This window comes from Halotalea alkalilenta (assembly GCF_001648175.1).
Lineage (GTDB): Bacteria > Pseudomonadota > Gammaproteobacteria > Pseudomonadales > Halomonadaceae > Halotalea > Halotalea alkalilenta_A.
In genome coordinates this window covers 4,120,965-4,134,648 of record NZ_CP015243.1, presented here as the reverse complement: position 1 = coordinate 4,134,648, position 13,684 = coordinate 4,120,965, and the positions used below count along the sequence as shown (strand labels likewise).

11 protein-coding genes are annotated in these 13,684 nt (G+C 64.6%); 5 read left to right on the top strand and 6 right to left on the bottom strand.

Translation table 11 applies throughout. The features are described 5' to 3' along the window. The first annotated feature begins 13 nt into the window (after positions 1-13). Both A5892_RS18505 and A5892_RS18500 read left to right on the top strand, forming a co-directional pair. On the top strand, positions 14-1,129 hold the full coding sequence (locus tag A5892_RS18505) for a serine hydrolase (RefSeq protein WP_064124046.1): 1,116 nt from the start codon (positions 14-16) through the stop codon (positions 1,127-1,129). A 97-nt stretch (positions 1,130-1,226) separates the two neighbouring features. Then, complete coding sequence (locus tag A5892_RS18500; protein ID WP_082890559.1) at positions 1,227-2,318, top strand: serine hydrolase; 1,092 nt, start codon at positions 1,227-1,229, stop codon at positions 2,316-2,318. Here the strand turns inward: A5892_RS18500 and A5892_RS18495 are convergent, their stop codons facing one another. From A5892_RS18495 to A5892_RS18485, 3 genes are read right to left on the bottom strand one after another with little or no spacing between them, the layout of a single operon-like run. Then, positions 2,319-3,461, bottom strand: a complete 1,143-nt coding sequence (locus tag A5892_RS18495; protein WP_064124045.1) for a glycerate kinase — start codon at positions 3,459-3,461, stop codon at positions 2,319-2,321. A 42-nt stretch (positions 3,462-3,503) separates the two neighbouring features. Then, entirely contained in the window at positions 3,504-4,181 is a 678-nt protein-coding gene (locus A5892_RS18490; protein ID WP_223302733.1) for a GntR family transcriptional regulator, read from the bottom strand. Continuing rightward, complete coding sequence (locus A5892_RS18485) at positions 4,174-4,701, bottom strand: gamma carbonic anhydrase family protein (protein ID WP_064124044.1); 528 nt, start codon at positions 4,699-4,701, stop codon at positions 4,174-4,176. The genes A5892_RS18490 and A5892_RS18485 overlap by 8 nt, the downstream gene beginning before the upstream one ends. A gap of 265 nt (positions 4,702-4,966) precedes the next feature. On the opposite strand from A5892_RS18485, the gene A5892_RS18480 reads away from it, so the two are divergent. From A5892_RS18480 to A5892_RS18470, 3 genes are all read left to right on the top strand, one after another. Beyond that, positions 4,967-5,761, top strand: coding sequence for an enoyl-CoA hydratase (locus A5892_RS18480; protein WP_064124043.1), 795 nt, complete (start codon positions 4,967-4,969; stop codon positions 5,759-5,761). Between the two features lie 17 nt (positions 5,762-5,778). Then, positions 5,779-6,966, top strand: a complete 1,188-nt coding sequence (locus A5892_RS18475) for a CaiB/BaiF CoA transferase family protein (protein WP_082890642.1) — start codon at positions 5,779-5,781, stop codon at positions 6,964-6,966. A 267-nt stretch (positions 6,967-7,233) separates the two neighbouring features. Next, positions 7,234-8,526 carry an MFS transporter gene (locus tag A5892_RS18470; protein WP_064124041.1) on the top strand — a complete coding sequence of 431 codons (1,293 nt, stop codon included), beginning with the start codon at positions 7,234-7,236 and terminating at the stop codon, positions 8,524-8,526. Positions 8,527-8,622: 96 nt separating this feature from the next. Here A5892_RS18470 and A5892_RS18465 read toward each other — a convergent pair whose 3' ends face one another. The 3 genes from A5892_RS18465 to A5892_RS18455 form a co-directional block, all read right to left on the bottom strand. Next, positions 8,623-10,617: a BCCT family transporter gene (locus tag A5892_RS18465; protein ID WP_064124040.1), complete on the bottom strand. Its 1,995-nt coding sequence runs from the start codon at positions 10,615-10,617 to the stop codon at positions 8,623-8,625. A gap of 335 nt (positions 10,618-10,952) precedes the next feature. Further along, positions 10,953-12,572 carry an L-lactate permease gene (locus A5892_RS18460; RefSeq protein WP_064124039.1) on the bottom strand — a complete coding sequence of 540 codons (1,620 nt, stop codon included), beginning with the start codon at positions 12,570-12,572 and terminating at the stop codon, positions 10,953-10,955. Positions 12,573-12,622: 50 nt separating this feature from the next. Beyond that, complete coding sequence (locus A5892_RS18455; protein WP_064124038.1) at positions 12,623-13,630, bottom strand: 2-hydroxyacid dehydrogenase; 1,008 nt, start codon at positions 13,628-13,630, stop codon at positions 12,623-12,625. Between the last annotated feature and the right edge of the window lie 54 nt (positions 13,631-13,684).

Sequence of the window (13,684 nt, the reverse complement as noted above, 5' to 3'; positions counted from 1 at the left end):
AACAAGGTTCGCCATGCCTATCGCCGTTGCATCAGCGCTGGTTTCCCTCACCCCCTCGAAGGTACTCAAGATCCTGCTCGCACTGCCGCTTTGGCTCGCCGGCGCCTCCTTCGCCTGCGCTGATTCAGCGGGCGAGGCCGGAAGGAGCCTGGGCCAGGGCTGGCCAGAGCGATTGGCTCCGCTGGTCGCCCAGATCGATGAGGAGTTCCCAGGCGAGCTCGGGTTCTATCTGCGTGATCTGGACAGCGGCGAGTACTTTTCGCTGCGCGCGCAAGAGCAGTGGTACCTGGCTTCGATGGTCAAGCTGCCGGTGGCATTGGCGCTGCTCGACATGGTCGACCGTGGCGAGGCCAGCCTCGATGAGCGCATGACGCTCAACGCCTCGGACTATGTCGATGGCGCCGGCGAGACCAACTGGCATGGTCCCGGTACCCGGCTCAGGCTGGGTTGGCTGCTCGAGCAGATGATCATCCGCAGCGACAATACCGCGACCGACATGCTGATCCGCCGGATCGGCATCGAGCGGGTCAACGCACGCCGCGCCGAGCTGGTAGCGCACGGCTTTGGCGAGATCACCACGCTCGCCGACGTCCGCCGACGTGCCTACGCAGAGTTCCATCCCAGGGCCTCGTCTCTTTCGGGGCGCGACTTCATCGAGATTCGCCGTGAGCAGGATGAACCCGCGCGGCTGGCGCGGATCGCCGAGCGGATCGGTGTCGCGCGCGACAGCTTCGCGGTGAACGACCTCTCCAGCGCATTCGAAGCCTATTACGCTACCGGGGCGAATTCAGGCCGGCTCGATGCCCATGCGCTGCTGCTCGAACGACTGCAGCGCCTCGAGGCTTTGTCGACCCCATCGACCGTGCATTTGCTCGGGGTGATGTCGAGGGTGGTCACCGGCGAGCATCGGCTCAAGGCCGGCTGGCCCGATTCGGTCGGGTTCGCCCACAAGACCGGCACCCAGCGCGGGCGCTTCTGCGATGGCGGCATCGCGAGTCGCACGGTGGGTGAAAGCACGCGCCGGCTGGTGGTGGTGGCCTGTACCCGAGGCTCGCTTTCGCTTGCCGATGCCGAGCGTGCGATGCGTGAGCTCGGCGCCGCGGCCTGGCGCGCAGGGGCCTTCGACTGAGCCAGGGCGGCGCAGCGAAAGGTGAGTGACCAGTACCGCCCCACTTGCTTGCCCGGCGAGACCCTGTCTTGCGCTAAATCGAGATCAAGGATGCCCAATGTACGCGAACCGTCCGCTGCAACGTTTTTGGTGGTATCTACTGCTGCCTTGGCTGCTTGTCACCAGCGCCTGCGCCGAGCAGGAGGATCCCGATCGCTGGCAGGCGCTTCTCGACCAGCGGCTGCGTGTGCTGGCGGGCGAGGCGCCCGGTGAGCTGGGGGTTTACGTCAAACGGGTGCGCGAGGAGGAGGCGGTGTCGATCGGTGCCGAGCAGCGCTGGTATCTCGCTTCCACGGTCAAGGTGCCGGTGGCGATCGTTCTGCTCGAGCTGGTCGAGGAGGGGGAGATCACCCTCGACGAAGCGCTGGTACTGCAAGACGACGTGCGGGTGGATGGCGCCGGCGAACTGATCTGGCAGCAGACCGGCGGGCGCTACGATGTCGGCGATCTGCTCGAGCGGATGGTGACCCACAGCGACAATACCGCCGCCGACATGCTGATCAGTCGCATCGGTGTCGAGCGACTCAATCAGCGTCTCTCGACGATCGGCGATCGGCTTGGCATCGGGGCTCCGGGATTCGGCCCGATCACTACGCTCGCCGAGGTTCGCTACCAGGTCTATCGGCGCCTGCATCCCGACGCGGCCGGGCTCGATCGCCAGCAGCTCGCCGAGATCGCCGCCGCTGCGATCGGCCCGCGGCGGGTCGACGCCGTGGCCCGCGCCCTGGGGGTCGAGCGCGCCGAGCTCGAGCTGGACGACATCGATGCGGCCTATGCCGATTACTACGCTCAAGGGGACAACAGCGCCGCGCTGGCCGATGTCGCACGTCTTTTCGAAGGCCTGGTGGAGGGCGAACTGCTGAATTCCGAGCATAGGGCGCTGCTGTATCGGCTGATGAAGATCGACCGTTATGAGGCCTATCGGCTGGAGGGTGGCCTCGACGAGACCACTGAATTCATCCACAAGACCGGAACCCAGCGTGAGCGCGCCTGCCACGCAGGGGTCATCGACCCATCCGATCCCGAGCGCGCGATCGTAGTGATCGCCTGCACTCAGGACATGGACGAGGCGAGCCCTAGCGAGACGTTGCTCGAACAGGTCGGCGCATCGATCGAAGAGATCCTGGTCGCACCCGAGCGGCAGAGCTGATCAGCCCCGAGCCGCCTGCCATAGCCGCACCACTTCCTCCGTACGTGCGGCCAGCGCTTCGAAGGTGCGCGGCAGTGCCTGTTCGAGGCTCATTGGGCCGTCGGCGAGGGCGAAGGCGGCGGTGACCCCTTGCTGGTGCGCGCCTTGCCAACCTGGGCCGAGCTTGCCGACCAGGGCGATGCAGGGAATGCCGAGGCGCTTGGCGACCCGCGCTGCGCCGATCGGTGTCTTGCCGCCGAGGCTCTGGGCGTCGAGCCCGCCTTCGCCGACGAAGAGCAAATCCGCCCCCTCGAGCAGCGCCTCGAAGCCGAGCTGCTCGATCACCAGTTCGATGCCCGGGCGCAGCTGCGCCTGGAGGAAGACGCGGGCGGCGAAGCCCATGCCTCCCGCCGCCCCGGCGCCAGGCAGTTCGCGGTGGTCCTCGCCGATGGTGTCGGCGGCGACCTCGGCGAGCTTCATCAGGGCCGCATCGAGCTCGGCCACCGTCGCTGGGTCGGCGCCCTTCTGCGGGCCGAATACCGCGCTGGCGCCGCGTTCGCCACAAAGCGGGTTGTCGACGTCCACCGCGGCTTCGAAGCGTACCCGGGCAAGGCGAGGGTCGAGCCCGTCGAGCTCGATCCGTGCCAGCTTCGCCAGCGCCGCACCGCCCGGCGGCAGCGGCTCGCCGTGGGCGTCGAGAAAGCGCGCGCCGAGGGCCGCGAGCATCCCGCTGCCGCCGTCGTTGGTCGCACTGCCGCCGAGGGTCAGTACCAGGTGCTCGACGCCTTCGTCGAGCGCGGCGATGAGCAGCTCGCCGAGACCATAGGTGGAGGTCACCCGCGCATCGCGCTCGGCCGGGAGCAGCCGTTGCAGGCCGCTGGCTTCAGCGAGCTCGACGATCGCACTGCGTTCGCCGTCGCGCTCGATCAGCCCCCAACGCGCCTCGATCGGGCGTCCGAGAGGATCATGCACCGATGCCCGGCGCTCCACTGCGCCGGAGGCTGCGAGCACCGCATCGAGCGTGCCTTCGCCGCCATCTCCCAGCGGGCACTCGACCAGCTCTGCGTCTGCGCAGGCGGCGCGTGCGCCTGTGCCGATCGCTTTGGCGGCCTGCTGCGCCGAAAGCGCATCCTTGAAACTGTCGGGGGCGATCACGATGCGCATGGCGGGGCATCTCCGGTGGTTGAAAGGTGGTCGATCGAGTGCTCAAGCGGGTGCATCACGTAGCTTGTTCCTCAAGTGGTAGCGCAGCAGGGCGCCGAGTTCGCGACCGTCGCGTCGTTTGAGATGGCGCAGGATGGATTCGTGCTCCTCGATCGCTTCGCGCCACTGCTGCGGATCCATTCGCATCGCGAAGCGCATCGCCCGTACCCGGTGGTTGAGACCTCGGTAGACTTCGATCAGCGTTTCGTTGTGAGAAACGAGCACGATCCGCTCATGGATCGCACGGTTGATCGCGAAGTAGTCACCTGCGTTGCCCTCGCGGTAGTACTCGAGCAGCTCCTGATGCAGCGCCTCGATTTCGACGATCTCCGTCTCATCAGCGCTCTCGCAGGCTTCTTCTCCCGCCAGCCCTTCCAGCGCGGCCATCACCGCAAAGGCCTCTTGCAGCTGCTGGCGGGTGAACACCGCGACTCGGGAGCCACGATTGGGCAAAAGCTCGATCAACCCTTCATTGGCCAGTGCCTTCAGCGCCTCGCGCAGCGGCGTGCGAGAAACACCGAGCAGTTCGCATAGCGCTCGCTCCTGGATCTTCTCTCCCGCAGCCAATTCGCCGCTTCCGATCATCACCCGCAGCCGTTCCGATACCTGGGCATGCAGGCTGGTTGCACGAATACGCAGCGTTTTCGCGATCTCGTCACTGGCAGGCTGCGGCTCAGACACGTCTGAGTTCCGACAGGTATTTCGCCGCGCGTTCGACGTAGGCGGCGGCGTTGAGGCGGATGCCGGCGAGCTCCTCCTCGCTCAACGCCCTGATCCGGCGCGCTGGAGCACCAAGGATCAGCCCGCCGGGTTCGAAGTGCTTGCCGCCGGTGACCACGGCGCCTGCACCGACGATGCAATCGTCGCCGATCACCGCGCCGTTGAGCAGCGTGGCATGCATGCCGATGATGCAGCGGTTGCCGATGGTGCAGCCGTGGATCATCGCTAGATGGCCGATGGTGACGTCCTCGCCAAGCGTGACCGGAAAGCCTGGGTCGACATGGATCACACAGTTGTCCTGCACGTTGGAGCGCGCACCGATGGCGATGGGTTCGGCGTCCGCGCGCAGCACCGCGTTGAACCAGGCGCTGCTCTCGGGACCCATGGTCACTGCGCCAATCAGTTTTGCCCCATCGGCGATGAAACTGTTGGTCGCCAGACGAGGCCGCTCGTCACCCATTTCATAGATCGACCCAGCCACTGCGTTCTCCTTCTCGTTGCCATTGGGTGCCCGTTGCTCGCATGGGCTCCTTCCATCCTAGTGCGCGAGGGTCTGGCTGCACAGACATTCGGATTACGCATTAAGTATGAGGTGTCATCCAACTGGTTGATTCGTAGTTGATCTTATTTTCGTCGACGTTACCCCCAAACTATCGTCTAGATCGCGTTTTGAATTTTGAATTCATTATCCTCTGGGTGTTGAAGGCAAGCTGATGACGGCTGGCCGACCAGGAGGAGGAGTGACCATGCAATCGAACCGGTCGGGAAGCGTCAGGGTGCGGCACGAGGAGGGGGTGGCCTGGGTCGAGTTCGACCGCCCCGAGGCGCGCAATGCGATGACGTGGGAGATGTATGCCCAGCTCGAGGAGATCTGCGCCGACTGCGGGCGCAATGCGGCGGTGGAAGTCGTGGTGCTGCGCGGCGTGGGAGGTGCTGCCTTCGTCGCCGGCACCGATATCGCCCAGTTCGAAGCTTTCGAGGATGGTGCCGCGGGCGTCGCCTATGAGCGCCGGATCGATGCGGTGGTCGGGGCCGTCGAGCGAATCGAACAGCCGACCATCGCCATGCTCGAGGGATTCTGCGTCGGCGGAGGTGCCGCAATCGCGCTGGCGTGCGACTTCCGCTACGCCGATCCGGCGCTCAAGTTCGGCGTGCCGATCGCCCGTACCCTCGGCAACTGCCTGTCGGTGACCAACGTCGCTCGCCTGGTCGAGGCGCTTGGCGTGGCACGCAGCAAGGAGGTGCTGATGATGGCCCGGCTGCTCGATGTCGAGGAGGCACTGGCCTGCGGGGTGATCAACGAGCGCTTCGAGTCCGACGAGATCGACGCTGCGCTGGCGGCGCGGATCGAGCGCCTGCGCCGCCACGCGCCGCTGACCCTGCGCGCCAGCAAGCTGGCGATCCAGCGGGTGCTCGACGCACGCCGCCCCGGCCACGAGGCCGGCGACGACCTGATCGAGGCGTGCTACGGCAGCGAAGACTTCGCCGCCGCCGTATCGGCCTTTGTCGAAAAACGTCCCTACCAATGGCGCGGTCGCTGAGCGCCGAGGAGATCAAAATGCTGCCACTCGAAGGAATGAAGGTACTCGACGTCTCGCAGATCATGGCCGGCCCCTACTGCACCATGGTGCTGGGCGACATGGGTGCGGAGGTGATCAAGATCGAGAAGGCCAACGGTGGCGACGACAGCCGCCAGATGGGGCCCTACGTCAATGGTGAGTCCACCTGTTTCGCGCAGATCAACCGCAACAAGCGAAGCGTGGCGCTGGATCTTAAGGACCCGCAGGCGCTCGAGGCGTTCTACCAGCTCGCTCGCGAGGCCGACGTGGTGGTCGAGAACTACCGCCCCGGGGTGACCGGCCGGCTCAAGATCGACTACGCCACGCTGAAGAAGATCAACCCGGGGATCATCTATTGCTCGATCTCCGGCTATGGCCAGACCGGTCCCTATCGAGGCAAGGGCGGCTTCGATCTGGTCGCCCAGGGCATGACCGGGCTGATGTCGATGACCGGCGAGCCCGGTGGGCGCCCGCTCAAGACCGGCATCGCGGTCTACGACATCGGGGCCGGGATCACTGCGGTCTATTCGATCCTCGCCGCCTACGTGCACAAGCTCAACACCGGCGAGGGACAGCAGGTCGACGTGGCGATCGCCGAATGTGGATTGCCGTGGTTCACCTGGGAGGCGGCGGCCTATTTCGCCGAGGGACGGGTGCCCGGGCCGACCGGATGGCGCCATCGGGTCTCCGCGCCTTACCAGGCGCTCAAGGCGCGGGATGGCTATCTGATGCTCGGTTGCGCCAATCAGCGCACCTGGGAGCGGCTCTGTGAAGAGGTGCTCGAGCAGCCCGAACTCATCGCCGATCCGCGCTTTCTCACCAACAGCGATCGCGGCGCCAACGTCGAGACGCTGGAGCGCGAGCTCGAAGAGATATTCGCCAGCCGCGACGTCTCCCAGTGGCTCGAGCGCTGCGACCGGGCGGGCGTGCCGGCCGGCCCGATCAACGACTTCTCCCAGGCGCTCGAAGACCCGCACTACCGCGAGCGGGAGATGGTGATCAAGGTCGACCATCCTCGGCTTGGCGAGCTGTCGATGCTCGGTTTCCCCGCCAAGTTCTCAGCCACGCCGGCACAGGTACGACGACCCGCGCCCCTGTTTGGCCAGCATACCGAAGAGGTGCTGGCCGAGCTCGGGCTTCCCAACGACGACAACGATGCGCTCAAGGGCGCAGGACTCACCGTCTAGACCAAGCTTCGCATCCACTTCGCCCCTCCGGGGCGCTTTCCAACGCCGCTTTCGCTCCGCCGTCGCCGAGCGGCTCGGCCTTGCATGAGCCGTGAGAACCGGAAAGCGACCCCGGATCGAGAAGTATCCATGACGCAACCGCGCCCGAGAGGGCGAATCGGCACTCATTCGTCGCGCCTCGGTGGACCGCGAGCGTCATCGGGAATTGCCCCATGACTGCATCGCGTGCCACTGCGGGGACGGTCGAAACGATCGAGGACAGCAACAATGAATAGGTTGTTCAAAGTCAAAGCCACCAGCATGGTGCTAGTGATGCTGTGCCTGATGTACTTCATCACTTACGTGGATCGCGTCAACGTCAGTACCGCGGCCGGGCAGTTCAGTGCCGAGCTGGGACTGACCAACACACAGCTTGGGTTCATCTTCTCGGCCTTCGCCTATCCCTATCTGGTGTTCCAGTTCATCGGCGGCTGGGTCAGCGACCGTTTTGGTGCCAAGCGCACCTTGATCGTCTGTGCCTTCATCTGGGCCACGGCGACGGTGCTCACCGGTCTGGCGGGTGGCTTCCTCAGCCTGGTGGCGGCGCGGATGCTGCTGGGGTTGGGCGAGGGCGCGACCTTTCCCGCCGCGACCTCTGCTATGTCCGCTTGGGTGGCGAAGGACAAGCGCGGCTTTGCTCAGGGCATTACCCACTCCGCCGCGCGATTGGGCAACGCGATGGCGCCGATGATCGTTGCCGCGCTGATGACCGCCTACGACTGGCGCTTCTCTTTCTACCTGCTCGGCGGATTGAGCTTCGGCTGGATCGTGCTTTGGTATGCGACCTATACCGAGAAGCCGGCCGATCATCCGCGGATCACCCAGCAGGAGCTCGACAGCCTGCCGCCGCCCAAGCCGGCGCGTGGGCCCGATGCGCCGGGGACCTGGATGAGGCTGTTCCGCCGGATGCTGCCGGTCTCCAGCGTCTACTTCTGCTACAACTGGATTCTCTGGCTGATGCTGAGCTGGATCCCGATGTACTTCATGCACAACTACCAGCTGAACATCAAAGACGCGGTGCTCTATACCTCGGGGGTGTTCTTCGCCGGGGTGCTCGGTGACTTGCTCGGTGGGGTGCTCAGCGACAAGATTCTGCGCCGCACCGGCAATCTCAAGCTGGCACGCAGCTATCTCGTCGCCGTGTGCATGGGCTTGACCGGCCTTTCGCTGATTCCAGTGCTGATGTTCCAGGAGCCGATGTACTCGCTCGTGTTCCTCGGGCTGGCGCTGTTCTTCAACGAGATGATCGTGGGGCCGATGTGGGCGGTGCCGATGGATATCGCCAACGACCGCGCCGGTACCGCCAGTGGGATCATGAACGGTACCGCCGCGACGGCGACGATCATCAGTCCCGTGCTGGCAGGCTATCTGATCGATCAGACCGGCAACTGGAGCCTGCCATTTCTGATCTCGATCGGTGTACTCGCCTGTGGGGTGCTGCTCACCTTCACGATGAAGCCGCAGCGTGCCTTCGATGCCAACGCGACCAGCAAACCGGTCATGCGGACCGACTTTTCCTGAGGTCCGCGGCCTTGGGCAAGCGAGGCGGATGGACGAGCGAGAAAGCCAAAAGCCCGCCGAGCGTTCGGCGGGCTTTTGGCCTGGGCGAGTGCGCGCTCAGCGGATCAGATGCAGATAGTGCAGGTGCTTCTCGTACTGATCGAGCACATCGCTGATCACCTGCTCCTTGCTGTAGCCGATCAAGTCGTAGCCCTGGCCGCCTTCACGCAGGAATACCTCGGCTCTGTACTCACGACGCTCCTCCTGCTTCTCGTCGCGGCGAACGCCGCCGAAGCCGAAGGAGGGGGCGGCATAGGCGCGGGCGCGCACGCCGTAGACGAAGTCGTCCTCTTCTCCGTGCTGGACCCTGATGTAGCTGCGATCGTCCTCCTGGGTCAGCTTGACGTCGAGGCCCCGTTCCTCGAAGGCACGGCCGACCTCTTCCATCGCCGGCGTGACGACCTTGCTGAGGAACTCGCGAACCTGCTGGCGACGCGGCGTGCTCACCAGGGTCTCGAGCCGGCCCTGCCACGCTTTGGATCTGTGCACGCCATAGTTGGCGGTGACGACACCGCTCTGGAAATGAAGGCTGTCCTGCTTGTGGGCATCGATTTGCAGCGCTCGCAGCACGCCGTAGCAGACCACCAGCAGGATCATGGTGAACGGCAGGGCGGCTGCGATCGAGGCCGCCTGCAGCGCGCTCAAGCCGCCAGCGACCAGCAGCGCCATCGCCACCACGCCAGCGCCGACCGCCCAGAATATCCGCTGCCAGGTCGGCGACTCCTCACCGTGCTTGGTGGTCAGCATGTCGATCACCAGCGCGCCGGAATCGGCCGAGGTGACGAAGAAGGTGGCGATCAGCACCAGCGCAACGATCGAGGTGACGCTCGAGAGTGGCAGGTGATCGAGGAAGGCGAACAGCGCGAGCGAGGTATCGGTCTGCACCGCGGTGGCCAGGTCGGTGAAGCCATCGACCATCAGCATGTGCAGCGCGCCATCGCCGAATACGGTCATCCAGATGAAGTTGAACCCGGTGGGAACGAACAGCACCCCCATGATGAACTGGCGAATGGTACGGCCGCGCGACACCCGTGCGATGAACATGCCGACGAACGGAGACCAGGAGATCCACCAGCCCCAGTAGAAGATGGTCCAGGCGCTCAGCCAGCCCTCGGAGGTCGCATCCTGGTCGTAGGCGTACATGTTGAAGCTGCGCTCGACCACGCTTGAAAGGTAGTTACCGACGTTCTGGGCGAAAGTCTGGAACATGAACATCGTCGCACCCGTGACCAGCACGAACAGCAGCAGCGCGATCGCCATCCATAGGTTGAGCTCGGAGAGCCGGCGTATGCCGTTGTCGAGCCCCGCAACCACCGAGGCGGTCGCCGCGGCGGTGATCAGCGCGATCAGCACCAGCTGGATCAGCAGGCTGTTGGGCAGGTCGAACAGGTGGGTGAGGCCCGAGTTGATCTGCAGGACCCCGAGGCCGAGCGAGGTGGCGAGACCGAACATGGTGCCGAATACGGCGAAGACGTCGACCGCATTGCCGATCGGGCCATAGATGCGGTTGCCGATCAGCGGGTAGAGCGCGGAGCTTATCCGCAGCGGCAAGCCATGGCGGAAGTGCGAATAGCCGAGTGCCAGCGCGACCACGGCGTAGACCGCCCAGGGATGTAGCCCCCAGTGGAAGAAAGTCGACTCCATCGCCAGCCGGGCCGCGGCGGGAGTGGAGCCCTCGCCGGTCGGCGGCGAGAGATAGTGGGATACCGGCTCGGCGACACCGAAGTACATGATCCCGATGCCCATCCCAGCGGCGAACAGCATCGCGAACCAGGAACCATAGCTGTACTCGGCTTCTTCATGGTCGAGACCAATCTTGACCTTGCCGTAGCGGGTGAAGGCGACGACGAAGCAGAAGATCAGGAACACGCCCATCGCCAGCAGGTAGAACCAGCCCATGGTGTCGGTGATCCAACTCTGCACTGCACCGAACACGTTGCCCGCGAACTCGGGCGCGATCACTGCGAAGAGAACGAAAGCGAGGATGACCAGGGCGGAGCTGTAGAACACGGGTGGGTTGATCGAACTCCTGGGTGAGGATGAATCGGCCATACACTTTTCCTTGTGCATTCCAGCGGGGCACGGAGCCTGGACGGTGCTACCGGCATCTAATGGCGAGACCGCCCAAGTAAATGTTCGCCCCACCTTCGGTGAATTGACGAAAACCGAATCATTCTAGGGGCCGGATACGCCAACGTCATTCCCGCCTCTTTGCTGTGCCGGCGCGGCGCATCGATTCAAGCGTAGTAGGGATGGCTCAACGGCGGGCGCTGTAGCCGGAAATCGGCGGGTGGTGATAATTCAGCGGGAAAGGAAGCTTGTAAAGGTAGGGTTAAGAATGCGCGTGGCAGGCGGCGCCTTTCGCCGCCTGCCACGCTGCTGCCGGTTCAGAGCAAGAACGACAGGATCAGTGTCCAGATACAGACGTAGACCAGCAGGCCCAGGCTGTATTTGAGCGTGATCCGCATGATCTCTGACTCCTTGCCGACCTGGTTGACCGCAGCCGCGGCGATCGCGATCGACTGCGGAGAGATCAGCTTGGCCATGACCCCGCCGCTTGTGTTGGCGGCGACCAGCAGCGCCTGGGAGGTGCCGATCTGCTGGGCGGTGACCGCTTGGAGGTGGGCGAACAGGGTGTTGTTGTTGACCACCGAACCGGTGATGAATACCCCGAGCCAGCCGATCACCGGCGAGAACAGCGGGAACACCTGACCCGACTCCGCCAGTGCCAAGCCCATGGTCGAGGAGGCGCCGGAGAAGTTGGCGATGTAGGCCACTGCCATGATCAGGCAGATCATGGTCAACGGCTTCCACAGCTCGAGAAACGCCTGTCGCAGCTGGCCCGCGCTCTGGCGCAGGGTGATCGACGACGAGAAAGCGGTGGTCAGAAGCGCGCTGATCAGTATCGCGGTGCCCGAGGCGCTGATCAGGTTGAGGTTCCACATGGCCGGCAGCGCCCGCGCCGCGGTGGCGATCGGCGGCAGCTCCTCGATCTGCAGGTGCAGCGCCGGCATTGCGAACGGGATGGTGGTGAAGGCGAGCGGACCACCGGCGGCGAACAGCGCCCTGAATGCAGGCAGGCTCCAGGTCAGGATCACTGCGGTGAGGATGTAGAAAGGCGACCAGGCGCGGATTACCTCGGGCAGCGACCAGCGCTTGTCGCTGATCTCGGGCGCCCCTTCCTCGCGGTAGATGCGCCGGGGTGTCCAGTACTGCATGAACAGCGCAAGCGCTCCCATCGACAGCACCGGCGGAATCACGTCGACCAGCTCGGGACCGAGCAGATAGAGGATCAAAGACTGGCTGGCGCTGAACAGCACGCCGATCAGCAGCAGTATCGGCCAGGTCTCGCGCAGGCCACGCATGCCATCGAGGATCACGATCAGCAGCGCCGGCACGAACAGGGTGCTGAGCTGGATGATCGCGATCATCATCAGTGCCAAGGCATCGAGCGGCACGCCACTTTGCTGGGCACCGACCAGCACCGGGATACCGATCGCGCCATAGGCGCCTGAAGCGGCGTTGGCGACCAGGCAGAGCATCGCCGCCTTGAGCGGTTTGAAGCCGAGTTCGACCAAAAGTGCCGCGCAGATCGCGATCGGTACGCCGAAGCCCGCGGCGCCCTCGAGGAAGGCGCCGAAGCAGAAGGCGATGAGGATCACCTGGACGCGCTGATCATTGGAGATCGAAGCGATACTGCCGCGAATTACCTCGAACTTGCCGCTCTTGACCGCGATCTTGTAGAGCCAGACCGCCATCAGCACGATCCAGCCGATCGGCCACATGCCGCTGAGGATGCCGAAGAAGGCGGCGGAGGCGATCTTCTCGAACGGCATGCCGAACAGCGCTATGGAGACCACCACCGAAAGACCGAGGCTCAGCAGCGCGGCATTGAGCCCCTTGAGCTTGAGCAAGGTGAGACTGGCGAGGAAGAAGATGATCGGTATCGCGGCGAGCAGGGCCGAGACATAAGCATTGCCGATGGGATCATAAAGATGCTGCCACATGCGAAGGTTCCTTGTCCCGGTTGTCGGAGGAGCGTGTCGAAGCGCAGGGCTCAGTGCCCGGTTCTAACCGCGTTTGGGCTTTCGCGACCGTCGAGGAAGTCCTCGAGATTGCCGAGAGTGGTCTCGGCGATCTCGCGCAGCGCCTCGTGGGTGAAGAACCCCTGGTGGCCGGTGATCAGTACGTTGGGAAAGGTCATCAGTCGCACGAACACGTCGTCATCGATGAATTCCGCCGAGCGATCCTGGAAGAACAGCGGCCCCTCCTGCTCGTAGACATCGATGGCCAGCGCGCCGAGGTGGCGATGCTTCAGCGCGCTGATCACCGCGCGGGTGTCGATCAGTGCGCCGCGTGAAGTATTGACCAGCATCGCGCCCTTCTTCATCTTGGCGAGCGAATCTGCATTGATCATGTGGTGAGTGGCATCGAGCAACGGGCAGTGCAGGCTGACCACGTGCGCCTCGGCGAGCAGCCGATCCAGCTCGACCAGCTCGCCGAGTTGACGGAATGCGTCGGCGGGAAACGGATCGTAGCCCAGCACCCGGCAGCCCAGGCCCTTGAAGATCCGCGCGGTGGCGAGGCCGATCTTGCCGGTGCCGATGATGCCGACGGTCTTGCCGTGCAGAGTGGCACCGAGCAGGCCGTCGAGCATGAAGTTGCCCTCGCGAACCCGGTTGTAGGCGCGATGGGTATGGCGATTGAGGGTCATCACCAGTGCCAGGGTGTGCTCGGCGACCGCCTCCGGGGAATAGGCCGGCACCCGTGCGACGAACAGCCCCAGGCGCTCGGCCGCGGCGATATCGACGTTGTTGAATCCGGCGCAGCGCAAAAGCACGGCCTTGACGCCGCTGGCGGCGAGCTGTTCGAGCACCTCGGCGTCGAGCTGGTCGTTGACGAACACACAGACCGCGTCGCTGCCGGCGGCGAGCGGGACCGTCTGGCGCGACAGGGCCGCCGTCTGGTAGACCAGCGTGACTTGCCGATGCGAGAGTCGCTCCTGAGCCACCGTGTCGAGTGAATTCTGGTCGTAGGGGTGTGCACTGAAGACGGTGACTTGCATGAGCGGATTCCTTGTTTGCGAATGATTCGCCCGCAGGCCGGCTGAGCTGGGCCC